Raw genomic sequence first — 25,586 nt, 5'->3', positions numbered from 1 at the left:
ATTTATACCGCGGCGTTCGCCACTGCTTTTTCTTCACGTAAGCCTGTAAATTCAGGCATTAAAGAAATCAATTGTTTGCTGTACTCATGCTGAGGTGATTGGAACAACTGTTCGGTCGGCGCAACCTCAAGCAGTGTACCCATCTGCATCACACCCACGCGGTCACACATCTGACGAATAACCGGTAAATCGTGACTAATGAACAGCATGGTTAGGTTTAGCTCATCCTGTAGGTCTTTTAGTAGGTTAAGGATTTGCGCTTGAACCGACACATCCAGTGCCGACGTTGGTTCATCACAGATCAGAAGACGAGGACGAGTCGCCAGAGCACGAGCGATAGAGATACGCTGACGCTGGCCACCAGAGAATTCGTGTGGATACTTAACACCCGCCATCTTACCCAGACCTACGTGATCTAACAGATCGTGTACGATCTGACGCGTTTCATTCTCGTTACGCGTTAGCTTATGGAAACGGATAGGCTCAGCAATGATGTCGAATATCTTCATTCGAGGGTTCATTGATGTGTAAGGGTTTTGGAACACCATCTGCATCTGACGACGCATTGGACGGCGCTCTTTCTCTGACTTAAGGGCTGTCAGATCAACACCTTCAAAGGTAACCTTGCCTGAGTTTGGTGCGTACAAACCAGCAATCACACGTGCAATTGTTGATTTGCCTGAGCCAGACTCACCCACAAGACCAAAGGTTTCCCCTTCATGCACTTCAAAGCTCACATTGTTTGAAGCTTGGACATACTCACGACGGCTCTCAAAGAACGAATCTTTAGTGGTAAAACGTAGGTTTACGTTTTCCACATTCAATAATGGACCTGTGTATTCACGGTGATCTTGGCTTTGACCCAACCAGTGGTTTTTAACATCCAGAGGTTCCATCTCATGCGCTTCTTCGATGTAGCTCACCAGAGGGAAGCGATCAAGTTTGCGATCCGAACGTGGCACCGCAGAGATCAAGCTGTGCGTGTATGGGTGCTCAGGAGTACCAAGGACTTGCGCCGTTGGACCAAACTCAACTAAGTCACCGCGGTACATTACCGCGACACGATCGGTTACGTTAGAAACCACACCCATATCGTGCGTTACCAACATACAACCTACATTCTTCTTGATACACAACTCACGAATCAGACCTAGGATTTGGTCTTGAATCGATACATCCAGTGCTGTGGTTGGTTCATCAGCAATGATAAGATCTGGCTCACCCGCCAGTGCAATTGCGATAACCACACGCTGACGCATACCGCCAGAGAATTGGTGAGGGTACTGTTTCAGACGGTTCTCAGGTTGAGGAATGCCTACCTGATTCATAAGATCCAGAGCGCGCTGATACGCTTCTTCGTCAGAAACGTTCATATTGGCGTGGATCGTCTCTTTCAGTTGCTGCTCAACGGTGAAAAGAGGGTTAAGAGATGTCATCGGGTCTTGGAAAATGAACCCGATCTTTGAACCGCGTACTTTGCGCATATCTTCAGGTGATAAACCTGATACTTTCTCACCATCTAAGAAGACTTCACCACTCGCGATGCGACCTGGAGGGCTCAGTAGATCGATAACCGCGTTACCAACCGTTGACTTACCAGCACCAGACTCCCCTACTACGCCCACGATCTCTCCTCGCTCAATATTGAACGAGAGCGATTTCACCGCAGCGTGCACACCATGACGAGATGGGTATTCGATACGAAGATTTTTTACTTCTAAAAGTGACATTACCAGACCTCTACTGCTTTGGCAGTTTTCTGCCCTGTCTGCAAAATTGAATCCATTCTTACCAGAATAATGTTCTGATATTTTATACGATTGACAATTTGGCAAATAATTCACAGAAAAGCAACAAAAATAGGATAAAAAGTCGACATTAAACGTCAAGCAAGCAAAAACACCATATAATTATTCAGTTGTTAAGCATATAGTAAGAAGAATTCAGCATTTATCTTGCATTAGAAAAGCCAAGCAAACACCTTTATACATATACTTGTATAAGATTTCCTGACCGTTAAAGCACTTTTTACCTTTAGTCAATTTAGGTAAATAATTATTCCAAAAATCAATTAACATTATAGAAACATAAACTAAGTTTGGTAAAAATACCCGATACTTAATCCAAATAACATCACAAACACAGAAGTTTAAACCAAGTTTTATTTACAGAATTGATAGTAAGATCTACTCAAAACTGGCAGTAATATTTGGGGGATCATAGAGCTTTGAAAAGAAAAATTACCGTAGACACTCTCCCAACCTGAACCTCAATAAGGTTAAGTAAAGTTTCCCAATAAGCAAAACATCGTCTCAATAAGGTTTGGTGATAAATCCCTCACCAACCCAAGAAAAACAACATTCTCCCAATCATGAAAATGCCCCAAAAAGACAAGAATGCTTAGTATTGGTGCAGAGTTTCATCAACCACTTCAATAAATTAATCGCCGTAGTATTGAATTAGGGCAAACCCTATCCACTTGATGGTGTTCATATGCTTTTAAGTGCATTTGAAAATGATAAATAGACAACACTGATCGTTCATTTGTTTATAGAGATAGACGGGAAGTACTAGGAAGTAATAATAGAAGCTTTATTAAGGATGGCAGAGAAAGATAGATGAAAAAAGCCCGTCATTTCTGACGCGGACGGCCAGTTAAGGCTTTCTTATAGTGGTCGGTGAAGAGGGATTCGATCGGACTGGCGCACCAGCCTCCGCCCTTCTGGTCCAAAAATTATCTACATTACAGACGTAAAAAAGCCCCGTCATTTCTGACGAGGCTTCTTATAGTGGTCGGTGAAGAGGGATTCGAACCCCCGACCCTCTGGTCCCAAACCAGATGCGCTACCAAGCTGCGCTATTCACCGACAAAATTAATGGGGTGGCTAACGAGATTCGAACTCGCGACCACCGGAATCACAATCCAGGGCTCTACCAACTGAGCTATAGCCACCACTAATTTTTTTGTATAACCGCCGAAGCGATTATTGAAATAGTGGTCGGTGAAGAGGGATTCGAACCCCCGACCCTCTGGTCCCAAACCAGATGCGCTACCAAGCTGCGCTATTCACCGACTTATGTTTTGTTCCGATTTTATCAGAACTGGGAGCCGAAGCTACCGATATTCTTAAAAGAAAATGGGGTGGCTAACGAGATTCGAACTCGCGACCACCGGAATCACAATCCAGGGCTCTACCAACTGAGCTATAGCCACCATTGTTTCTTTTTGCCAATTTCTCACTTGTCGAAACAAGTGTCCGGATGGCGCGCCTGAAAGGATTCGAACCTTCGGCCTTTGGCTCCGGAGGCCAACGCTCTATCCAGCTGAGCTACAGGCGCATGCCCTGTCGGCGGAGTGGAATAATACGTATATCACCCTAGGTCGTCTAGTACTTTTTTTATTTTTTTTCTCGTTTGCTCTCTTTTTCGACAGTTAATATGTGATAAACCCCTTATTTGAGTACTAGAACCCCCTATTGCCGATAAGTTGTTGTTTATTGCAACAACTTATCGGGATATAATCACCCATTATTTACATTGATTTAACAGTCGCTTTTTGCAACTTAAATCAACACACCCCTCTAACACTATAATTGGTAGGCACGTACTTACCTTGGGAATGTAAAGTGAGTTTAATGGATATGTCTCGTCGAATTTTAAGCCTTGTCATCGCAGCAGTGACTTTTTCAACGACAGCGGTCGCATCAGAACTGAGCCAAGCTGAGCATGATGCTATTGCTGAGCGCATCAAGCCCGTTGGTCAAGTTTACCTAGTGGGCAGCGAACCTGTTGCAGCAGAACCTACTGGTCCTCGTGATGGCGCAACTGTTTACGGTACTTTTTGTATTGCTTGTCACGCATCTGGCGTAAGTGGCGCACCAAAAACGGGTGATGCTGCGGATTGGGCACCTCGTATTGCTCAAGGCCGAGATATCCTAGCGGACCACGCAATCAACGGCTTCAACGCGATGCCAGCGAAAGGCTCATGTATGGACTGTTCAGACGAAGAGATCAAAGACGCTATCGAGCACATGATCGCTGGTCTGTAAGCAAACCAAAATTCTAAAAAGGAGACCACATGGTCTCCTTTTTGTTTTCCTGACTTATTTCTTATTAAACATCGCTCTGATATTGGCGATATGCGCTTGGCCTTTCTCCATGCGCTCTTCTTGTGACTGAGGCTTCTTCACTGTCTCCCACTCCACATCATCGTGTGGCAATTCATCTAAAAAGCGGCTCTGCGTTGGTTTAATCAATTCACCAAACTGACGACGCTCACGACATTTAGTAAAGGTCAGCTCTTTCTGAGCTCGGGTAATACCCACGTACATCAATCGACGCTCTTCTTCGACATTACCTTCATCAATACTGGTTTGGTGAGGAAGAATTCCCTCTTCCGCGCCCATTAGGTAGACATATGGGAACTCGAGACCTTTAGAGGCGTGCAAAGTCATCAGTTGAACTTGGTCAGCGTCATCGTCATCTTCACCACGCTCCATCATGTCACGCAGAGTCAGTCGCTGAACCACTTCTCTCAATGTCTTCTCTTCTTTATCGTAGTTGTCACCCTCAAGGTCAGCCACAATCCAACTATAGAGATCAGAGACGTTCTTCATGCGCATTTCTGCCGCTTTCGGACTCGCTGACGTTTCGTATAACCAATCTTCGTAGTTAATGTCGCGAACTAAAGAGCGAACGGCATCAACCGTATTACCACGCTCTGCATTATCTGAGATACGAACAATCCAATCGGTGAAGCGGCGCAGGTTCTCTAACCCTCGACCTGTCAGTGTCTGCTCCAAGCCCATCTCAAAGCTCGCCTCAAACAAGCTCTTACCACGCATGTTGGCGTAGCTACCCAGCTTCTCGAGTGTCACCGGACCAATCTCACGGCGTGGGGTATTCACAATACGCAAGAATGCGTTGTCATCGTCTGGATTCACCAATACACGTAGATAAGCCATAATGTCTTTAATCTCTGCACGTGCAAAGAAAGAGGTGCCACCTGAGATTTTATAAGGGATACGGTTTTGCATCAGCGCTTTTTCAATCAGGCGCGATTGGTGGTTACCACGATAGAGCACCGCATAATCTTTATATTCAGTACGATTTAAGAATTTGTGTGCGATGATTTCACCGGTTATGCGCTCCGCTTCATGATCTTCATTCTTAGCGTTGAGTACCTTGAGCTTTTCACCGTCTGGGATCTCAGAGAAAAGTGACTTTTCATACACGTGAGGGTTATTGGCGATCAGGATGTTAGCCGCTCGCAGGATACGACTGGTTGAGCGGTAGTTCTGTTCCAATTTAATTAAACGTAGATTCGGGTAGTCTTCACCCAAGAGCACCAAGTTTTGTGGTTTCGCGCCACGCCATGAGTAGATCGATTGGTCATCATCACCTACCACGGTCAAGCGACCTCGTTCGCCGACTAACAGACGCACTAACTCATACTGACTGGTGTTGGTATCTTGGTACTCATCGACCAATAAATAACGAATTCGAGATTGCCAACGCTCACGCACTTCTTGATTGGTCTTCAGCAGTAATACCGGCATTGCAATCAGATCATCAAAATCAAGCGCGTTATACGCTTTCATCTGCTTTTGGTACATTTCAAAACAGAAAGCAAAGAGCTGCTCTTGCTCACCTTTGGCACGCGCTTTCGCTTGATCTGGCGTGAGCATGTCATTCTTCCAGTTTGAGATGGTGCTCAATAGCTGACGCAGCAGGTCCTTATCACCATCGATCTGCTTTTCCGTTAGCTCTTTGAGTAGAGCGAGCTGGTCTTGATCATCAAACAGTGAAAAGCCTGCTTTTAAACCAAGCGCCTTATATTCTCGGCGGATGATGTTCAAACCCATGGTGTGGAAGGTCGAAACGATCAGCCCCTTAGATTCATTCTTACCTAATGTCTGTCCAACACGCTCTTTCATTTCACGAGCCGCTTTGTTGGTGAAGGTCACAGCTGCAATGTTTCGCGCCTTGTAGCCACACTCCTGAACCAAGTAAGCAATCTTGTTGGTGATAACTCGTGTTTTGCCCGATCCTGCGCCCGCTAACACTAAGCAGGGGCCTGATACGTACTTCACGGCTTCGTCTTGTCTTGGGTTCAGTCTCATTAGATTCTCGATGTCATCTCAGGGGGTCAATTGGAATTTCCGCCTATAATAATGCTGCAATGTTATGAATGCTACGCTCTCTTGTACAAGATTTTTACGCTACTTGTACAAAACTTACTTGCATAAGTGGATGGTTCTTGAGCTATAATGAATGAACGTTCATTCATTAGTGATAAGATTATGAGTAATCATACGTCTCAAGATAAGCGCTTACAGATTCTATCTGCTGCTGAACGACTGATTGCAGAAGAGGGCTTTCAAGGCCTTTCGATGCAGAAGTTAGCGAAGGAAGCCGGTGTAGCTGCAGGCACGATATATCGCTATTTTGACGATAAAGAGCACTTAATTGAAGAGGTGCGCATTCAGGTTACTCAACGTATCGCACAAGCGGTTCAATCCGGAGTCGATGACTCAGAGCCGATTAAGCAGCGTTACAGAACCATGTGGCTCAACATATGGAACCTGGCTGGTACCGACATAGCGGCGATAAAAAACCGCGTTCAATACGACTCTTTACCTGTAACAAATAGCAAAACTTTCAGGGAACTAGAAAGAAAAATGTTTGCCCAAGTTGAGCTGTTGTTTGATGAAGGCAAAGAGCAAGGGCTATTTAAACCACTTGATAATCAAGTATTAAGTGGACTGAGCTTAGCGGCAAGTGTGTCACTCGCCCGCAAGCATTCTTTAGGTTTTTACCAACTCGATGATAAGGCTTTAGAAGCTGCCATTGAAGCGAGCTGGGATGCGATAATTCAACACTGATCGGAGTTTTGACCATAATGAAAAAGTGGACTTTCTTCATGTTACTCATTGCTGTGCTTCTTTTTGGCAGCGTTATTGGGTTCAACATGTTCAAACAACAAAAAATTGCTGAATACATGGCAAACCGACCTGAACCTGAGTTCCCAGTAACGGTAACTGACGTTCAGCCGATCGACTGGGTTCCAGTAATCGAGGCTATCGGTTTTATCGAGCCAAACCAAGGTGTAACACTGGCGAATGAAACCAGTGGTGTTATCGATCAAATTTCTTTTGAGTCGGGTACCGAAGTTAAGAGCGATCAACTATTAGTGCGTCTAGATTCTGACGTTGAGAAAGCAAATCTTAAAAGCTCTCAAGCGCGACTACCTGCTGCACAAGCTAAGTACAAGCGTTACCAAGGCCTATTCAAAAAAGGTTCTATTTCAAAAGAAGCCTACGATGAAGCAGAAGCGAACTACTTCTCTTTATCTGCTGATATTGAGAGCCTAAAAGCTTCGATCGCTCGTCGTGAAATTCGCGCACCCTTTGACGGTACTGTGGGTATTCGTAATGTGTACCTAGGTCAATACCTTCAATCTGGTACGGATATCGTTCGTTTAGAAGACACCAGTGTGATGCGCCTGCGCTTTACGGTTTCTCAAACGGACATCTCTCGCATCAATGTCGGCCAAGCGGTCGATATCTTTGTTGATGCTTACCCAGAGACACCGTTTGAAGGCTCTATTAGTGCTATTGAACCAGCAGTAAGCGTGCAAAGTGGTTTGATTCAAGTTCAAGCCGACATTCCAAACAGTGATGGCAAGCTACGTAGCGGTATGTTCGCTCGTGCCAACATCATTCTACCGACTCTAGAGAACCAAGTTGCGCTGCCTCAAACAGCGATCACTTTCACTCTATACGGTGACAATGTTTACATCTTGACTGAAGAAGATGGCGTGAAACGCGTTACACAACACGTAGTAAAAGTAGGTGAACGTACTGCAGACATCGCACACATCCTAGAAGGTGTAAAAGCGGGTGATGTGGTCGTGACTTCAGGTCAAGTTCGTCTAAGTAATGGTGCCAAGGTGAGAGTTGTTGAGAGTGATGCAATCACACCACCTTCTGAAACACCTCAGTTATAATTGGAGTCACAATGCGCTTTACTGATGTTTTCATTAAACGTCCAGTTCTAGCGGTATCCATCAGCTTTTTGATAGCACTGCTTGGTTTACAAGCAATCTTCAAGATGCAGGTGCGTGAATACCCAGAAATGACGAATACCGTAGTAACCGTTACCACAAGTTACTACGGTGCGAGTGCCGATCTTATCCAAGGTTTTATTACTCAACCTCTTGAGCAAGCAGTTGCCCAAGCGGATAACATCGACTATATGACTTCATCTTCGGTTCTTGGTAGCTCTACCATTACCGTAAACATGAAGTTGAACACAGATCCAAATGCCGCTCTGTCGGACATACTGGCCAAGACAAACTCGGTACGTTCTCAGCTTCCAAAAGAAGCAGAAGACCCAACCGTAACCATGTCTACGGGTTCGACAACGGCGGTACTGTACATTGGCTTTACCAGTGATGAATTGGCCTCGAGCCAGATTACGGACTACCTAGAGCGTGTAATCAACCCGCAGCTATTTACGGTAAACGGTGTATCGAAGGTTGATCTATACGGTGGCATGAAATACGCCCTTCGCGTATGGCTAGACCCATCAAAAATGGCGGCAGTTGACCTCACTGCTAGCGATGTGATGACGGTATTGAACGCTAACAACTACCAATCAGCGACAGGCCAAGCGACGGGTGAGTTCGTACTTTACAACGGTAGTGCCGACACGCAGGTTTCGAATACAGAAGAGCTAGAAAACCTTGTAGTACGAAGCGGCGAAGGCGAAATTATCCGTTTATCTGACATTGCTAAGGTTTCTCTAGAGAAGAGCCACGATGTTTACCGAGCAAGTGCCAACGGTCGGGAAGCGGTTGTTGCAGCGATTAACGCAGCACCAAGTGCAAACCCGATCAACATTGCAGCAGATGTACTTGAGCTTCTTCCTCAACTAGAGAAGAACCTACCAAGCAACATCTCGATGAACGTGATGTATGACTCGACTATCGCTATCAATGAATCTATTCAAGAGGTTATTAAAACCATTCTTGAAGCGGCTTTGATCGTATTGGTCGTTATTACACTGTTCCTAGGTTCGTTCCGTGCAGTACTGATTCCAATCGTTACTATTCCACTGTCTCTAATCGGTGTGGCAATGGTAATGCAGGCGATGGGTTTCTCATGGAACCTGATGACGCTACTGGCAATGGTACTCGCTATCGGTCTGGTGGTAGATGATGCGATCGTTGTTCTTGAGAACGTTGACCGTCACATCAAGCTTGGTGAATCGCCATTCCGTGCAGCGATCATTGGTACTCGTGAAATCGCGGTTCCAGTTATTGCAATGACACTGACGCTAGGTGCGGTATACGCGCCAATCGCGATGATGGGTGGTATTACGGGCTCACTATTTAAAGAGTTTGCACTAACACTTGCCGGTTCAGTATTTGTATCGGGCATCGTAGCACTAACACTTTCACCTATGATGTGTTCAAAGATGCTTAAAGCTCACGCTGAGCCAAGTAAGTTTGAGCAGAAGGTGCACAGTGTTCTTGATGGTATGACTAACCGTTATGAGCGCATGCTTGGTGCTGTTATGCAGCATCGTCCAGTGTTCATTGGTTTCGCTATCATCGTATTTGCAAGTCTGCCAATGCTGTTCAAATTTATCCCGAGTGAGCTCGCGCCATCTGAGGATAAAGGTGTAATCATGCTGATGGGTACCGCACCATCGAATGCGAACCTAGATTTCATGCAAAACACCATGAACGACGTCAACACGATTCTATCTGATCAACCGGAAGTAGCGTACGCTCAGGTGTTTACTGGTGTACCAAACGCAAACCAAGCCTTTGGTATTGCATCTATGGTGCCTTGGAGTGAGCGTGAAACCAGTCAGTCTGACGTTGCTAACCGTGTAGGTGAATTAGTTAAAGATGTTCCAGGAATGGCAGTAACGGCGTTCCAAATGCCAGAGCTTCCAGGTGCAGGTTCAGGTCTTCCAATTCAGTTTGTTATTACAACACCAAACAGCTTTGAGAGCCTTTTCCAGATCACAACAGACATTCTGGCAGAAGTATCTTCAAACCCGCTATTCGTTTACTCAGATCTTGATCTGAACTACGACTCAGCGACCATGAAGATCAATATCGACAAAGACAAAGCGGGTGCTTACGGCGTGACCATGCAAGATATCGGTATCACGCTAGGTACTATGATGTCCGATGGTTACGTAAACCGTATCGACCTCAATGGTCGTTCGTACGAGGTTATCCCACAGGTTGAGCGTAAGTTCCGTCTAAACCCGGAATCGATGAACAACTACTACGTGCGTGCAGCTGATGGCAAAGCCGTTCCTCTGGGCAGTTTGATTACTATTGATGTGGTGGCTGAGCCTCGCTCTCTTCCTCACTTCAACCAATTGAACTCAGCAACAATTGGTGCAGTACCAGCACCAGGCGCTGCGATGGGTGATGCGATTGCATGGTTTGAGAACATTGCAGAGACCAAGTTACCAAGTGGCTACAACCATGACTACATGGGTGAGGCTCGCCAATACGTAACCGAAGGTAGCGCGCTATACGCAACATTTGGTTTAGCACTGGCGATCATCTTCCTAGTACTGGCGATTCAGTTCGAGTCGGTGAAAGATCCACTGGTTATCATGGTTTCGGTACCACTGGCGATCTGTGGTGCATTGATTGCCCTTGCGTGGGGTGCAGCAACCATGAACATCTACTCACAAGTAGGTTTGATCACACTGGTTGGTCTGATTACCAAGCACGGTATCTTGATCTGTGAGGTGGCAAAAGAAGAGCAACTGCACAACAAGAAATCACGTATTGAAGCGGTAATGGAAGCGGCGAAGGTTCGTCTACGTCCTATCCTAATGACCACTGCAGCGATGATCGCAGGCCTTATCCCACTGATGTACGCAAGTGGTGCAGGTGCTGCTCAACGTTTCAGTATCGGTATTGTTATCGTTGCTGGTCTAGCAATTGGTACTATCTTCACGCTGTTCGTGTTGCCTGTTATCTACAGCTACCTAGCAGAGAAGCACAAACCACTACCGGTTTTTGTAGAAGATAAAGACTTAGAGAAACTAGCACGTGTCGACGAAGCGAAAGCGGCGCAAAGAGAGTTGGCTGACAACAACTAACCTCGAGTTTCACGTTAATCGCAAAAAGGTCACTTCGGTGACCTTTTTTTATACGTCACAGGCGACATCTCCACTGCGATTAAATAGAATAGTAGGAAATAATCAGGAGTTTTAATTGATATGTTTGATCCAAAAAAACTAGAGCAGATTGCGAAACAAATCCATGACTCTATGCCTCAGCCAGTGAAAGAGCTAGGTTCTGATGTGGACCAAAAGGTTCGCCAAGTTATCCAAGGCCAACTAAACAAGCTAGACGTTGTCAGCCGTGAAGAGTTCGATGTTCAAACTCAGGTTCTACTACGTACACGTCAGAAGCTAACTGAGATGGAACAAAAACTAGCAGATCTAGAAGCGAAGCTCGCTGACAAATAAGCGTCAATGCAAAAATACAAAAGGGTTGATGTGTAAGCATCAACCCTTTTTTATACGCTCGTATTCTGGAAGGTATACTCCAAGCAATACTCTTCCATTGCTTTAAGGCGTGCTAGTGAAGACATACATCGTACACATCTTCAGGAGCAAGTTGGCGAGCTCTGTAAAAACAAAAAGGCTTGGTCAACGGCGACCAAGCCTTTTAATTAGATGTTGTGTTTTTTATTTATGACTCCAATTTTTTTGGAGTTCTCTAAATTCTTGCGATGCTAATTAGCCGCCTACAGCGATGCGCTTCATGTCGCTCATGTAAGCACGTAGCTCTTCACCGATGTACTCAACTGGGTGGTTACGGATAGCTTCGTTCACTTCGATTAGACGAGCATTGTCTACTTGGTTAGATGCTTCACCTAGACCTTTACCAATCACGTCTGTAGATACTGAAGGCATGAACTTCTCACGTAGTAGTGGCGTTGCTACGTTTGCAAATAGGTAGTTACCGTATTCTGCTGTATCAGAGATTACTACGTTCATTTCGTATAGACGCTTACGAGCAACCGTGTTTGCGATCAGTGGAAGCTCATGTAGAGATTCGTAGTATGCAGACTCATCGATGATGCCAGATGCAGTCATGGCTTCGAACGCTAACTCAACACCAGCACGAACCATTGCAACCATTAGGATACCGTTGTCGAAGTACTCTTGCTCAGAGATTTCAACATCACCTTCAGGGTAGTTTTCGAATGCAGTTTGACCTGTCTCTTCACGCCAGCCTAGTAGGTTCGCATCGTCGTTTGCCCAGTCAGCCATCATAGTACTAGAGAAGTGACCTGTGATTACGTCATCCATGTGCTTGTTGTACAGTGGACGCATTAGATCTTTTAGCTCTTCAGAAAGCTCGAACGCTTTGATTTTCGCTGGGTTTGATAGACGATCCATCATGTGTGTCACACCACCAAACTTTAGTGCTTCCGTAACAGTTTCCCAACCGTACTGTAGAAGCTTACCTGCGTAGCTCGGGTCAATACCTTCAGCAACCATCTTCTCGTAAGAAACGATAGAACCAGCTTGTAGCATGCCACATAGAATAGTCTGTTCGCCCACTAGGTCCGATTTCACTTCAGCAACAAATGAAGACTCTAGACAGCCCGCACGGTGACCACCAGTACCAGCAGCCCATGCTTTCGCGATATCCCAACCTTCACCCTTTGGATCGTTCTCTGGGTGAACCGCGATAAGAGTCGGAACACCGAAGCCACGCTTGTACTCTTCACGTACTTCTGTACCTGGACACTTAGGTGCAACCATAACAACCGTTAGGTCTTTACGAATTTGCATGCCTTCTTCAACAATGTTGAAGCCGTGTGAGTAACCTAGTGCTGCACCCTCTTTCATTAGAGGCATTACTGTCTCAACAACATTTGTGTGCTGTTTGTCTGGAGTTAGGTTGATTACTAGATCTGCTTCAGGGATTAGGTTTTCGTAGCTATCTACTTCAAAACCGTTCTCTTTTGCGTTTTTGTAAGATTGACGTTGCTCGTCAATCGCAGCCTGACGAAGTGCGTAAGCTACGTTCAGGCCAGAGTCACGCATGTTTAAACCTTGGTTCAGGCCTTGAGCACCACAACCAACGATAACGACTTTCTTACCTTTCAGGTAATCCGCTTCAGTTGCAAATTCACTGCGGTCCATGAAACGACAACGACCTAATTGGTCTAGCTGCTCGCGTAGGTTTAAAGTATTGAAATAGTTAGCCATCTGGGCGCTCCTTTTAAGAATTTTTCCGTTGAGGTCGGTAGCTTTGTTACCGAATGAGTTCATACTAAAACAGACATACGGTTGCTTAAAGTGATATATTCACAATTAGTTATTGCAATTAATGCAACGTGGAAACATTCGTAATATATGAACATAAAATCATTACAGTTATTCATACATTTGTGTGACAGCAAAAACTTCAGCAAGACTGCGGCAGCGATGCACGTCAGCCCATCAGCTTTAAGTCGCCAAATACAGAAACTCGAAGATGAAACAGGGCAAGAGCTGCTGATTCGAGATAACCGTAGTGTCGACCTCACTCCAGCAGGAAAACAACTGCTTCCCGTTGCACTCAATATTGTCAGTGAATGGCAACAGTACAACCTTCATTTAAAAGGCGGAGAACAAGAGCTGAAAGGTGAGATTCGAATCTTCTGCTCAGTGACTGCAAGCTATAGTCATCTTCCTGAGTTAATAACTGAGTTTCGAGCTCTCCATCCTTATATTGAATTTAAACTCTCAACAGGCGACCCAGCTCAAGCTATAGATAAGATCCTCAATGACGAAGTCGATATCGCTATTTCCGCTAAGCCAGATATCCTTCCATCACGCCTCGAATTTGAAACGATTAGTGATATCCCGCTATCTGTTATTTCTCCAGCAGGAGTCAGTAGCTTCAGCCAACAACTACAGGCTGAGCACATCGATTGGAATGATCTACCATTCATCATCCCAGAGGCAGGCACAGCACGTGAACGCGCCAATGCGTGGTTTAAGAAACTGAAAATCAAACCTAATATCTATGCTCAGGTATCTGGACATGAAGCGATCGTTAGTATGGTGGCGCTTGGGTGTGGTATTGGAATTGCTCCAGATGTAGTGATCAACAATAGTCCGGTAAGAGATAAGGTTGAACGCTTAAAGATAGAACCAATTAAGCCTTTTGAGCTTGGTGTATGTTGCAAGCGGGCGCAACTGGATAACCCACTCATCCGAGCGCTCTGGCAGGTTGCAGAAGGGAAGTACCTAACGGATTAACTATCTTTTCTCGCTAATAAATAGAACGACATTGAAGGGCACACTAGTGCTCTTTTTTGTGATTTGAATTCGACACGATAGAAATGATACCAATCGCACTAATTAATAAGTCAGATTAACCCAGTCCCTAAAACAAAGTGAAATGACTCTATTCTTATCTTCACAGAACCGATTCCAAGCGTTACAGAGCTTGTCTACGATATCCTCGTAGCTATTAAAGCAACGATTGGCAATTTCATGCTGTCGGAGCCAACTCCACACTTGTTCAATAGGGTTGAGTTCGGGTGAGTATGGAGGAATATGGATGATGGTTAGATTCTTGAACTCATCGGCAAGATAGCTTTGATGCCAACTGGCTTGGTCCATAATAATTACAGCATGCTTGCCGCAAGGAGTCGCTGACGAAATGAGCGCTAAATGTTTCTGCATGGCCTCCATGTTGCTCAGCGGAGAAACTATTGCTTCGGTCTCACCAGTGTTAATACATACGGCACCAAATAAATACGCCGACTCAAACTGTTGCTGCTGAATCGCTAAAGGGCGAGTGCCCTTCTCAGCCCATATTCTTGTCGTTGTATTCCGTTGACCAAATCTCGCTTCATCTTGAAACCAAATTTGGACGTCATTTAATGGAATGTGGCCAGGGATCTTATTGATCGTTTCGATTAGGAATTTTTTTAATACCAATCGTAGTAAATAACTGATCATCCTAGCTTGTTAAAACGCTTGATAACTGCGTTAGAATTTTTGATTGTAGAATAACTACTTACCAAAAAATTCTGCCTTGTTCTTAAGCCTTTTCCCGGCGCTATTTTTGACCACTTATTTACTGTGATTGGTATTAGATTCTTGAACTCATCGGCAAGATAGCTTTGATGCCAACTGGCTTGGTCCATAATAATTACAGCATGCTTGCCGCAAGGAGTCGCTGACGAAATGAGCGCTAAATGTTTCTGCATGGCCTCCATGTTGCTCAGCGGAGAAACTATTGCTTCGGTCTCACCAGTGTTAATACATACGGCACCAAATAAATACGCCGACTCAAACTGTTGCTGCTGAATCGCTAAAGGGCGAGTGCCCTTCTCAGCCCATATTCTTGTCGTTGTATTCCGTTGACCAAATCTCGCTTCATCTTGAAACCAAATTTGGACGTCATTTAATGGAATGTGGCCAGGGATCTTATTGATCGTTTCGATTAGGAATTTTTTTAAAAGCTTCTTGTGCTTCAAGTGACTGTTTAGGGTGCTTAGACCGAGTAGTAATCCACACTAAGTTTAGCTTTCTCAATAATTTATATACACCAGATAGGCTATAAACGAGGTCAAACTCTTGTTTTATATACTCAATAATATCAGTGCCTTGTAGTCTTCCTCCATCAGGTTTGATTGCATTGTCACTGATATATTTTTTTAGTTGAGAGCGTTGTCCTTCAGAAAGGCGGGAAGGTCTGCCTGTATGCTGCTTTTCTACCAACCCATCGAGTCCGTTTTCTAGGTAGGCACTGACCCAACGATTCACACTGCCTCGGCTGACTTTTAGGTATTGGGAGATCTCAGTACGAGTCTTCCCATCAATGAAATGCGAAATAGCAAGAAGTTTAGTTCGTTTTCTCGCGTCAGATGTTGCTTGGATAAGCTTAGGAAAATCGTGTGTCATATCAACTCCTTTTGAAGTTGATATTAGATCACAAAATTAGTGCGATTGGTATAAAAGCTTCTTGTGCTTCAAGTGACTGTTTGGGGTGCTTAGACCGAGTAGTAATCCACACTAAGTTTAGCTTTCTCAATAATTTATATACACCAGATAGGCTATAAACGAGGTCAAACTCTTGTTTTATATACTCAATAATATCAGTGCCTTGTAGTCTTCCTCCATCAGGTTTGATTGCATTGTCACTGATATATTTTTTTAGTTGAGAGCGTTGTCCTTCAGAAAGGCGGGAAGGTCTGCCTGTATGCTGCTTTTCTACCAACCCATCGAGTCCGTTTTCTAGGTAGGCACTGACCCAACGATTCACACTGCCTCGGCTGACTTTTAGGTATTGGGATATCTCAGTACGAGTCTTCCCATCAATGAAATGCGAAATAGCAAGAAGTCTAGTTCGTTTTCTCGCGTCAGATGTTGCTTGGATAAGCTTAGGAAAATCGTGTGTCATATCAGCTCCTTTTGAAGCTGATATTAGATCACAAAATTAGTGCGATTGGTATGAAAAAAGCCCGCTGATTTCTCAGCGGGCTTTTCAATGGTGGTGGAGGGATAGGGATTTGAACCCTAGAACCGCTATTAACGGTTGCCGGTTTTCAAGACCGGTGCTTTCGACCACTCAGCCATCCCTCCAACAAATTTTCATCAACAGATTAGTACACTGTTGAAGTTGTTATTTGCACATAGCAAATAACTAAATTAAAGCCTGGCGATGTCCTACTCTCACATGGGGAAGCCCCACACTACCATCGGCGCTATTGCGTTTCACTTCTGAGTTCGGCATGGAATCAGGTGGGTCCACAACGCTATGGTCGCCAAGCAAATTCTTTCTTCTCTGATTTTCTTTCAGAAAAGTAATCTGGAAAGCTGTTTCTTGTTCTCTTCAAACTCATTCAAGCGTTTGTATCTTTGAGTCCATCAAAACCCCTTGGGTGTTGTATGGTTAAGCCTCACGGGCAATTAGTACAGGTTAGCTCAACGCCTCACAGCGCTTACACACCCTGCCTATCAACGTTCTAGTCTTGAACAACCCTTTAGGACGCTTAAAGCGCCAGGGAAGACTCATCTCAGGGCTCGCTTCCCGCTTAGATGCTTTCAGCGGTTATCGATTCCGAACTTAGCTACCGGGCAATGCCATTGGCATGACAACCCGAACACCAGAGGTTCGTCCACTCCGGTCCTCTCGTACTAGGAGCAGCCCCCTTCAATCTTCCAACGCCCACGGCAGATAGGGACCGAACTGTCTCACGACGTTCTAAACCCAGCTCGCGTACCACTTTAAATGGCGAACAGCCATACCCTTGGGACCGACTTCAGCCCCAGGATGTGATGAGCCGACATCGAGGTGCCAAACACCGCCGTCGATATGAACTCTTGGGCGGTATCAGCCTGTTATCCCCGGAGTACCTTTTATCCGTTGAGCGATGGCCCTTCCATTCAGAACCACCGGATCACTATGACCTGCTTTCGCACCTGCTCGAATTGTCATTCTCGCAGTCAAGCGGGCTTATGCCATTGCACTAACCTCACGATGTCCAACCGTGATTAGCCCACCTTCGTGCTCCTCCGTTACTCTTTGGGAGGAGACCGCCCCAGTCAAACTACCCACCAGGCACTGTCCGTAATCCCGATTCAGGGACCAACGTTAGAACATCAACACTACAAGGGTGGTATTTCAAGGACGACTCCACCACATCTAGCGACGCGGTTTCAAAGTCTCCCACCTATCCTACACATGTAGGGTCAATGTTCAGTGCCAAGCTGTAGTAAAGGTTCACGGGGTCTTTCCGTCTAGCCGCGGGTACACTGCATCTTCACAGCGATTTCAATTTCACTGAGTCTCGGGTGGAGACAGCGTGGCCATCATTACGCCATTCGTGCAGGTCGGAACTTACCCGACAAGGAATTTCGCTACCTTAGGACCGTTATAGTTACGGCCGCCGTTTACCGGGGCTTCGATCAAGAGCTTCGACCGAAGTCTAACCCCATCAATTAACCTTCCGGCACCGGGCAGGCGTCACACCGTATACGTCATCTTACGATTTTGCACAGTGCTGTGTTTTTAATAAACAGTTGCAGCCACCTGGTATCTGCGACTCTCGTCAGCTCCATCCGCGAGGGACTTCACCGATAAGAGCGTACCTTCTCCCGAAGTTACGGTACCATTTTGCCTAGTTCCTTCACCCGAGTTCTCTCAAGCGCCTTGGTATTCTCTACCCGACCACCTGTGTCGGTTTGGGGTACGATTCCTTACAATCTGAAGCTTAGAGGCTTTTCCTGGAAGCATGGCATCAATGACTTCACCACCGTAGTGGCTCGACATCGTATCTCAGCGTTAAGAAAGTCCGGATTTACCTAAACCTTCCGCCTACGTACTTGAACCTGGACAACCGTCGCCAGGCCCACCTAGCCTTCTCCGTCCCCCCATCGCAATTGTAAGAAGTACGGGAATATTAACCCGTTTCCCATCGACTACGCCTTTCGGCCTCGCCTTAGGGGTCGACTTACCCTGCCCCGATTAACGTTGGACAGGAACCCTTGGTCTTCCGGCGAGGGAGTTTTTCACTCCCTTTATCGTTACTCATGTCAGCATTCGCACTTCTGATACCTCCAGCAGCCCTTACAGACCACCTTCAACGGCTTACAGAACGCTCCCCTACCCCGCACACTAAAGTGTGCAGCCGCAGCTTCGGTGTATAGCTTAGCCCCGTTACATCTTCCGCGCAGGCCGACTCGACCAGTGAGCTATTACGCTTTCTTTAAATGATGGCTGCTTCTAAGCCAACATCCTGGCTGTCTGAGCCTTCCCACATCGTTTCCCACTTAGCTATACTTTGGGACCTTAGCTGGCGGTCTGGGTTGTTTCCCTCTCCACGACGGACGTTAGCACCCGCCGTGTGTCTCCCGGATAGTACTTACTGGTATTCGGAGTTTGCAAAGGGTTGGTAAGTCGGGATGACCCCCTAGCCTTAACAGTGCTCTACCCCCAGTAGTATTCGTCCGAGGCGCTACCTAAATAGCTTTCGGGGAGAACCAGCTATCTCCAGGTTTGATTGGCCTTTCACCCCTAGCCACAAGTCATCCGCTAATTTTTCAACATTAGTCGGTTCGGTCCTCCAGTTGATGTTACTCAACCTTCAACCTGCCCATGGCTAGATCACCTGGTTTCGGGTCTATATCCAGAGACTGAACGCCCAGTTAAGACTCGGTTTCCCTACGGCTCCCCTAAACGGTTAACCTTGCCACTGAATATAAGTCGCTGACCCATTATACAAAAGGTACGCAGTCACACCACGAAGGTGCTCCTACTGCTTGTACGTACACGGTTTCAGGTTCTATTTCACTCCCCTCACAGGGGTTCTTTTCGCCTTTCCCTCACGGTACTGGTTCACTATCGGTCAGTCAGTAGTATTTAGCCTTGGAGGATGGTCCCCCCATATTCAGACAGGATATCACGTGTCCCGCCCTACTCGATTTCACTGATTATGATGTGTCGGTTACGGGGCTATCACCCTTTATTGCGGCACTTTCCAGAGCCTTCACCTGCATCATTAAAAGCTTAAGGGCTAATCCAATTTCGCTCGCCGCTACTTTCGGAATCTCGGTTGATTTCTCTTCCTCGGGGTACTTAGATGTTTCAGTTCCCCCGGTTTGCCTCTTGTTGCTATGTATTCACAACAAGATACTTACTTATGTAAGTGGGTTTCCCCATTCGGAAATCCCAGACTCAAAAGGTTTTTACTACCTAATCTGGGCTTATCGCAAGTTAATACGTCCTTCATCGCCTCTGACTGCCAAGGCATCCACCGTGTACGCTTAGTCACTTAACCATACAACCCGAAGAGGTCTTTATGTATGGTAAACAACCAAGGTTTTTGGTTGTAACAAGAAGGGTTAATTCTTATTACGTGTTTGCCGGACTCAATGGTGAATCAATGTAAACATTGATTCGAATACAAGACACTTGAATGTGTTTGTGTTGTGTTTACTGTTCTTAATAAATAAGAGCAGATAAACATTGAGAACTTTTAATTTGATTTAAATAACTCTGTTATTTAAATCAGTCAGCTTTCCAAATTGTTAAAGAGCATGAGACTTCGTTAGAAGTTCATTTTCTAAAGACTCTCACAGTCGAAAAATCCAACCAGCAACCTAAATTGTGGTTTGGAGTTTTGAACTTCCAAGAATATTTAGAGAATGGTGGGCGATACCGGGCTCGAACCAGTGACCCCCTGCTTGTAAGGCAGGTGCTCTCCCAACTGAGCTAATCGCCCACGATAGTTTCCTCTTGTTTTCACTTTTTAAGAAAAGTGAAACAAAAGCCATTCTTCGCGGAAAGAATGGTGGGTCGTGCAGGATTCGAACCTGCGACCAATTGATTAAAAGTCAACTGCTCTACCAACTGAGCTAACGACCCAATGGTATCCCGTAGGGGAGTCGAACCCCTGTTACCGCCGTGAAAGGGCGGTGTCCTAGGCCTCTAGACGAACGGGACACTAAGTTTGCTTCCACTTTAAAAAGCAGAACCAAATTGCTTGAAGATATTGGGATATCTTCGTCTCTTTTACTTTCTAAACCGTATCAATCTGTGTGGACACTTATCGTGAATATCTTCGTATAAGGAGGTGATCCAGCCCCAGGTTCCCCTAGGGCTACCTTGTTACGACTTCACCCCAGTCATGAACCACAAAGTGGTGAGCGTCCTCCCGAAGGTTAAACTACCCACTTCTTTTGCAGCCCACTCCCATGGTGTGACGGGCGGTGTGTACAAGGCCCGGGAACGTATTCACCGTAGCATTCTGATCTACGATTACTAGCGATTCCGACTTCATGGAGTCGAGTTGCAGACTCCAATCCGGACTACGACGCACTTTTTGGGATTCGCTCACTCTCGCGAGTTGGCCGCCCTCTGTATGCGCCATTGTAGCACGTGTGTAGCCCTACTCGTAAGGGCCATGATGACTTGACGTCGTCCCCACCTTCCTCCGGTTTATCACCGGCAGTCTCCCTGGAGTTCCCACCCGAAGTGCTGGCAAACAAGGATAAGGGTTGCGCTCGTTGCGGGACTTAACCCAACATTTCACAACACGAGCTGACGACAGCCATGCAGCACCTGTCTCAGAGTTCCCGAAGGCACCAATCCATCTCTGGAAAGTTCTCTGGATGTCAAGAGTAGGTAAGGTTCTTCGCGTTGCATCGAATTAAACCACATGCTCCACCGCTTGTGCGGGCCCCCGTCAATTCATTTGAGTTTTAATCTTGCGACCGTACTCCCCAGGCGGTCTACTTAACGCGTTAGCTCCGAAAGCCACGGCTCAAGGCCACAACCTCCAAGTAGACATCGTTTACGGCGTGGACTACCAGGGTATCTAATCCTGTTTGCTCCCCACGCTTTCGCATCTGAGTGTCAGTATCTGTCCAGGGGGCCGCCTTCGCCACTGGTATTCCTTCAGATCTCTACGCATTTCACCGCTACACCTGAAATTCTACCCCCCTCTACAGTACTCTAGTTTGCCAGTTTCAAATGCAGTTCCGAGGTTGAGCCCCGGGCTTTCACATCTGACTTAACAAACCACCTGCATGCGCTTTACGCCCAGTAATTCCGATTAACGCTCGCACCCTCCGTATTACCGCGGCTGCTGGCACGGAGTTAGCCGGTGCTTCTTCTGCAGCTAACGTCAAGAAATGCCGCTATTAACGACACCCCCTTCCTCACTGCTGAAAGTACTTTACAACCCGAAGGCCTTCTTCATACACGCGGCATGGCTGCATCAGGCTTGCGCCCATTGTGCAATATTCCCCACTGCTGCCTCCCGTAGGAGTCTGGACCGTGTCTCAGTTCCAGTGTGGCTGATCATCCTCTCAGACCAGCTAGGGATCGTCGCCTTGGTGAGCCATTACCTCACCAACTAGCTAATCCCACCTAGGCATATCTTGACGCGAGAGGCCCGAAGGTCCCCCTCTTTGGCCCGTAGGCATCATGCGGTATTAGCCATCGTTTCCAATGGTTATCCCCCACATCAAGGCAATTTCCTAGGCATTACTCACCCGTCCGCCGCTCGACGCCGTTATCGTTCCCCGAAGGTTCAGATAACTCGTTTCCGCTCGACTTGCATGTGTTAGGCCTGCCGCCAGCGTTCAATCTGAGCCATGATCAAACTCTTCAATTTAAGATTTTGTTGACTCAATGAATACTGATTCTATCTAACGATAGTGAATTGACTGTGCTCTTATTGGTTTTCACTTTAAAAAGTGAAATCAAACAGCTCAAGGCTGTACCAATTCGAATTGGTCACTCAGTTCATTGAAATCAAGTTGAAACCGAAGTTTCGTGTTTGCCTTTGCTTTTAAAAGCGAAAACAAACTTAGTGATATTCATCAACGAGTGCCCACACAGATTGATAGGTTTAAATTGTTAAAGAGCTTTTCCTTTTTGAGCTTCGCTCAAATCGGACGGCCATTTTAGCGATTTAAGTTTTAGTGTCAACCACTTTTTTCAAAACTTTTTTCAAGCGCTTAGCTTGGCTAATTTGGCTTGCTGATTCGTTCTGGTTTCTTGCGAAGCCATCCCGTGTCAGCGAGGTGGCATTATAGAGATTGCGATCACATTGGCAAGCCCTTTTTCAAGTTTTTTTGCTTTTTTTAATTGTTCGATTAAAAAGAAAACAAAACGCCTCAAAAGTAAGCTTTTCTCTTATAGATTCTTGAGTTTTTCAGTGAATAAAGAGACTTTTTGCCAGTTGGTATACTCAACTTCTTTGCTGGTATCCGTTTCACCACCAGTCATTGTCATAATAAAGCGAATCATGGTTCTGTCGAAGAAGTTATATCTAGGGTAATAGAGAGCACCTGCGAAAACACCGATTAAAGAGGGTTGCCACGGTGACTTCTTAAGAAATGTCTTTATATATGCACTGCCTTCTGGCGTATCTTTACCTTGGTCTTCTTTGCGAGCGGTTAGGTTTACGCAGAAGAACGCCACTTTATTCGATTGAAGTTGAGTAAGATTGCGCTCAATAAACTGGTACAGCTTTTTATTAAGATGACCATAACGAATAGAGGCACCAATCAGTACTTTGTCATACTGAGCGAAATCTACGTCGCCAACGATGTGCAGATCGCGAATGTCGCAATCAAACTCCGCCATCTCCTCTTTTATATAGTTAAGAATCTTCTTGGTCTGCCCCTCTCGGCTTGAGTAAAGAAATAGTGCTTTTGCCACAATGGTTCCTTAGCTACGCCAGAACGTAGGCGTTAATAGAATTAATAGAGTGAAGATCTCTAAGCGCCCAAACAGCATAGAGACAATCAATACCCACTTTGCTTTATCGTTAACATCACCAAAGTGGACTGCTACTTCTCCTAGGCCTGGGCCCAGATTGTTCAATGTTGCCGCTACGGCAGAGAACGCACTCAGCTCATCCATACCCGTTGCAATCAGAGCCAACATACAAACCACGAACACCAGAGCATAAGCAGAGAAGAATCCCCATACCGCATCAACAACACGTTGAGGAAGTGCCGTACCGCCAACCTTGATGGTGTAAACCGCACGTGGGTGAACCAAACGCTTCATTTCACGAGCGCCTTGCAGAGTCAGCAATAGAATACGGATAACTTTCATACCGCCACCAGTCGAACCTGCACACCCGCCTATAAAAGAAGAGAATAAAAGCAGTACTGGCAAGAACAGTGGCCACTCTGAAAAGCCGGTTGTAGTAAAACCAGCCGTGGTTGAAATAGAGACAGTCTGGAATAGCGCTTGATCAAACGCATCATAATAAGAGTCGTAAGAGTGGTGATTCAGTAGTAATAAGAAGCAAACCAGAAACAACACCGCTTGGATAAAGATAAAGGCACGAAACTCAGGATCTTTCCAATAGTACTTAGGGTGAACACCGCCCGATGCAAATGCTGCAAAGTGAAGAGAGTAGTTACACGCAGAGATAAGAAGGAACACAACCGTGATCATGTTAATCGCAGGGCTATTGAAATAACCCATACTGGCATCATGCGTCGAGAAGCCACCGATAGCTATAGTAGAGAAACTGTGGCTAATGGCATCAAAGAAGCTCATTCCCGCCAGCCAAAACGCCACTGCACAAGCAATAGTTAAACTTAAATAGATATACCAGAGTGCTTTTGCTGTTTCTGCAATTCTCGGGGTCATCTTACTGTCTTTAACAGGACCTGGGATTTCCGCTCTATATAGCTGCATACCACCGATACCCAGTACCGGTAAGATCGCTACCGCGAGTACGATGATACCCATACCACCAAACCACTGCAGGAACTGACGATAAAAAAGAATCGCTTTAGGTAGGTCATCCAGTCCAACAATAACAGTAGCACCGGTTGTGGTAAGAGCCGAGAAAGACTCGAAGAAGGCATCAGTAACCGAAACATTTGGGTTATCTGCTATTAAAAAAGGAAGTGCACCAGCACTGCCGATTACAGTCCAGAACAAAACCACAATAAGAAAGCCGTCTCTCGCCTTTAATTCATGCTTGTGTCGACGGTTTGGAAACCAGCAGGTAGCACCACAGAACAGTAAAACAAAGAAGGTCGTAACAAAAGGAACACCAGCACCATCTCGATAGATCAATGCCACCAGCGCGGGTGCAAGCATTGAGACACTAAAGAGTGCTAATAATAATCCGACGATTCGAATAATTGAGCGAAATTGCATGAGCTAATGAACGAAGCGAAAGGCTTCACACTTCCTAGTTATCTTTTACTTGAGTGACCAGTGCCTTGGCACCGCTTTTATTGATCATGGTTTGAGTGAAGGCTTCGACCTGAAGCAGCTCAATCTCTATGACCATTGTGACCTGAACGCCATAATCCGCTTCAACCTCTACCGCCTGATATTGCGACATGATTGATTGGGCGATCGGCATAAACCCATAGTCTAACTCTAGGCGAAATTTTGTGGTTATTTTTTTCTCGATAGTTTGAAGCAGCTTAAGCGCTTGTTGCACACCACCGCCGTACGCCTTTACTAAACCACCTGTACCGAGCTTAATTCCACCCGAATAACGAGTCACCACGGCCGTCAGTTCCCCCACTCCAGAGCCAGACAGTTGAGCCAATATTGGTTTACCCGCCGTTCCAGAAGGTTCACCGTCATCACTGAAGCCCCACTTCATCGAGTCTTCTGGTCGCCCCGCAACAAATCCCCAGCAATTGTGTCTTGCTGCGCTATGCTCTTGTTTTATCTGATCAACAAACTGCTTAGCCTCCTCGATACTCGGTGTATGAGCAAGGTGGGTAATGAAGACACTTTTCTTAATTTCTTCTTCAAAAACAGCCGAAGCAGCCGGGATTAAATATGGTTGGTCATTCATATCATTTACTTTAGCGATCAGGGCGGCAAAGTGTATCACGGGTGAATAATAAGGGTTAGCGGATCTGTGCTAACGCACAATGTTAAACAATTGTTTAAAAAATGTATTGAAATTAGCCAGTAGTGGGTACAGACTAAAGAAACTGGTCTTACCAGGTATTCTATACTTAAAGAAAGATAACAAAATTCTCTCAAACAATCGTCGATTGTATGTCATGGAGATAGA

General features: G+C 45.7%; 15 protein-coding genes, 9 tRNA genes, 3 rRNA genes and 1 pseudogene. 6 read left to right on the top strand and 22 right to left on the bottom strand.

The window, feature by feature from the left end; all coding sequences use genetic code 11:
- Positions 1-2 precede the first annotated feature (2 nt).
- The 6 genes from vsple_RS00225 to vsple_RS00200 form a co-directional block, all read right to left on the bottom strand.
- On the bottom strand, positions 3-1,730 hold the full coding sequence (locus tag vsple_RS00225) for a dipeptide ABC transporter ATP-binding protein (protein WP_261882328.1): 1,728 nt from the start codon (positions 1,728-1,730) through the stop codon (positions 3-5).
- Between the two features lie 1,060 nt (positions 1,731-2,790).
- A tRNA-Pro gene (locus tag vsple_RS00220) sits at positions 2,791-2,867 on the bottom strand.
- A gap of 10 nt (positions 2,868-2,877) precedes the next feature.
- A tRNA-His gene (locus vsple_RS00215) sits at positions 2,878-2,953 on the bottom strand.
- Positions 2,954-2,996: 43 nt separating this feature from the next.
- Positions 2,997-3,073: transfer RNA gene (locus tag vsple_RS00210), tRNA-Pro, on the bottom strand.
- Positions 3,074-3,138: 65 nt separating this feature from the next.
- A tRNA-His gene (locus tag vsple_RS00205) sits at positions 3,139-3,214 on the bottom strand.
- A 48-nt stretch (positions 3,215-3,262) separates the two neighbouring features.
- A tRNA-Arg gene (locus vsple_RS00200) sits at positions 3,263-3,339 on the bottom strand.
- Between the two features lie 296 nt (positions 3,340-3,635).
- Here vsple_RS00200 and vsple_RS00195 point away from each other — a divergent pair.
- Complete coding sequence (locus vsple_RS00195; protein ID WP_255229532.1) at positions 3,636-4,049, top strand: c-type cytochrome; 414 nt, start codon at positions 3,636-3,638, stop codon at positions 4,047-4,049.
- Positions 4,050-4,103: 54 nt separating this feature from the next.
- Here vsple_RS00195 and rep read toward each other — a convergent pair whose 3' ends face one another.
- Positions 4,104-6,122, bottom strand: coding sequence for a DNA helicase Rep (gene rep / locus vsple_RS00190; protein WP_255229533.1), 2,019 nt, complete (start codon positions 6,120-6,122; stop codon positions 4,104-4,106).
- A gap of 180 nt (positions 6,123-6,302) precedes the next feature.
- Between rep and vsple_RS00185 the strand changes: the two genes are divergently transcribed.
- From vsple_RS00185 to ubiK, 4 genes are all read left to right on the top strand, one after another.
- Positions 6,303-6,884 carry a TetR/AcrR family transcriptional regulator gene (locus tag vsple_RS00185; protein ID WP_255229534.1) on the top strand — a complete coding sequence of 194 codons (582 nt, stop codon included), beginning with the start codon at positions 6,303-6,305 and terminating at the stop codon, positions 6,882-6,884.
- Positions 6,885-6,901: 17 nt separating this feature from the next.
- Positions 6,902-8,008 carry an efflux RND transporter periplasmic adaptor subunit gene (locus vsple_RS00180; RefSeq protein WP_239842158.1) on the top strand — a complete coding sequence of 369 codons (1,107 nt, stop codon included), beginning with the start codon at positions 6,902-6,904 and terminating at the stop codon, positions 8,006-8,008.
- An 11-nt stretch (positions 8,009-8,019) separates the two neighbouring features.
- On the top strand, positions 8,020-11,142 hold the full coding sequence (locus vsple_RS00175; protein WP_261882327.1) for a multidrug efflux RND transporter permease subunit: 3,123 nt from the start codon (positions 8,020-8,022) through the stop codon (positions 11,140-11,142).
- Positions 11,143-11,262: 120 nt separating this feature from the next.
- Positions 11,263-11,514 carry a ubiquinone biosynthesis accessory factor UbiK gene (gene ubiK / locus vsple_RS00170; protein ID WP_032551009.1) on the top strand — a complete coding sequence of 84 codons (252 nt, stop codon included), beginning with the start codon at positions 11,263-11,265 and terminating at the stop codon, positions 11,512-11,514.
- 273 nt (positions 11,515-11,787) lie between these two features.
- Here ubiK and ilvC read toward each other — a convergent pair whose 3' ends face one another.
- Positions 11,788-13,272: a ketol-acid reductoisomerase gene (gene ilvC / locus vsple_RS00165; protein WP_261882326.1), complete on the bottom strand. Its 1,485-nt coding sequence runs from the start codon at positions 13,270-13,272 to the stop codon at positions 11,788-11,790.
- Between the two features lie 147 nt (positions 13,273-13,419).
- On the opposite strand from ilvC, the gene ilvY reads away from it, so the two are divergent.
- On the top strand, positions 13,420-14,310 hold the full coding sequence (gene ilvY, locus vsple_RS00160; protein ID WP_255229538.1) for an HTH-type transcriptional activator IlvY: 891 nt from the start codon (positions 13,420-13,422) through the stop codon (positions 14,308-14,310).
- Positions 14,311-14,412: 102 nt separating this feature from the next.
- Here ilvY and vsple_RS00155 read toward each other — a convergent pair.
- From vsple_RS00155 to vsple_RS00090, 14 genes and pseudogenes are all read right to left on the bottom strand, one after another.
- Positions 14,413-14,988 (bottom strand): annotated as a pseudogene (locus vsple_RS00155) (IS630 family transposase); the annotation flags it as partial.
- 26 nt (positions 14,989-15,014) lie between these two features.
- Positions 15,015-15,539, bottom strand: coding sequence for a transposase (locus tag vsple_RS00150; protein ID WP_261882228.1), 525 nt, complete (start codon positions 15,537-15,539; stop codon positions 15,015-15,017).
- Positions 15,490-15,966: a helix-turn-helix domain-containing protein gene (locus vsple_RS00145; RefSeq protein ID WP_261882227.1), complete on the bottom strand. Its 477-nt coding sequence runs from the start codon at positions 15,964-15,966 to the stop codon at positions 15,490-15,492. Before vsple_RS00145 ends, vsple_RS00150 begins: the two co-directional genes overlap by 50 nt.
- A 28-nt stretch (positions 15,967-15,994) precedes the next feature.
- Positions 15,995-16,465 (bottom strand): helix-turn-helix domain-containing protein, encoded by a 471-nt coding sequence (locus vsple_RS00140; protein WP_261882325.1) that lies wholly within the window; start codon positions 16,463-16,465, stop codon positions 15,995-15,997.
- Between the two features lie 91 nt (positions 16,466-16,556).
- A tRNA-Ser gene (locus vsple_RS00135) sits at positions 16,557-16,647 on the bottom strand.
- 71 nt (positions 16,648-16,718) lie between these two features.
- Positions 16,719-16,834, bottom strand: a 5S ribosomal RNA gene (gene rrf, locus vsple_RS00130).
- A gap of 119 nt (positions 16,835-16,953) precedes the next feature.
- Positions 16,954-19,844 (bottom strand): 23S ribosomal RNA (locus vsple_RS00125).
- A 368-nt stretch (positions 19,845-20,212) separates the two neighbouring features.
- A tRNA-Val gene (locus tag vsple_RS00120) sits at positions 20,213-20,288 on the bottom strand.
- A 67-nt stretch (positions 20,289-20,355) separates the two neighbouring features.
- Positions 20,356-20,431: transfer RNA gene (locus vsple_RS00115), tRNA-Lys, on the bottom strand.
- 2 nt (positions 20,432-20,433) lie between these two features.
- Positions 20,434-20,509: transfer RNA gene (locus vsple_RS00110), tRNA-Glu, on the bottom strand.
- Between the two features lie 123 nt (positions 20,510-20,632).
- A 16S ribosomal RNA gene (locus vsple_RS00105) occupies positions 20,633-22,184 on the bottom strand.
- Together the 16S, 23S and 5S rRNA genes with 4 tRNA genes alongside form the textbook arrangement of a ribosomal RNA operon.
- Before the next feature lie 524 nt (positions 22,185-22,708).
- The gene (gene hemG, locus vsple_RS00100; RefSeq protein WP_261882324.1) at positions 22,709-23,236 is read right to left on the bottom strand and encodes a menaquinone-dependent protoporphyrinogen IX dehydrogenase; all 528 of its coding nucleotides are present in this window, start codon (positions 23,234-23,236) and stop codon (positions 22,709-22,711) included.
- Between the two features lie 9 nt (positions 23,237-23,245).
- Positions 23,246-24,703, bottom strand: coding sequence for a TrkH family potassium uptake protein (locus vsple_RS00095; protein ID WP_032548605.1), 1,458 nt, complete (start codon positions 24,701-24,703; stop codon positions 23,246-23,248).
- Between the two features lie 34 nt (positions 24,704-24,737).
- A complete protein-coding gene (locus vsple_RS00090) occupies positions 24,738-25,361 on the bottom strand; it encodes a YigZ family protein (protein WP_261882323.1) in 624 nt (207 codons plus the stop codon).
- Positions 25,362-25,586: the final 225 nt, after the last annotated feature.

It is taken from the genome of Vibrio pelagius (assembly GCF_024347575.1).
Classification (GTDB): Bacteria; Pseudomonadota; Gammaproteobacteria; order Enterobacterales; family Vibrionaceae; genus Vibrio; species Vibrio pelagius.
The sequence above is the reverse complement of the archived record's forward strand: the minus strand, read 5'-3'. Positions and strand labels throughout refer to the sequence as shown.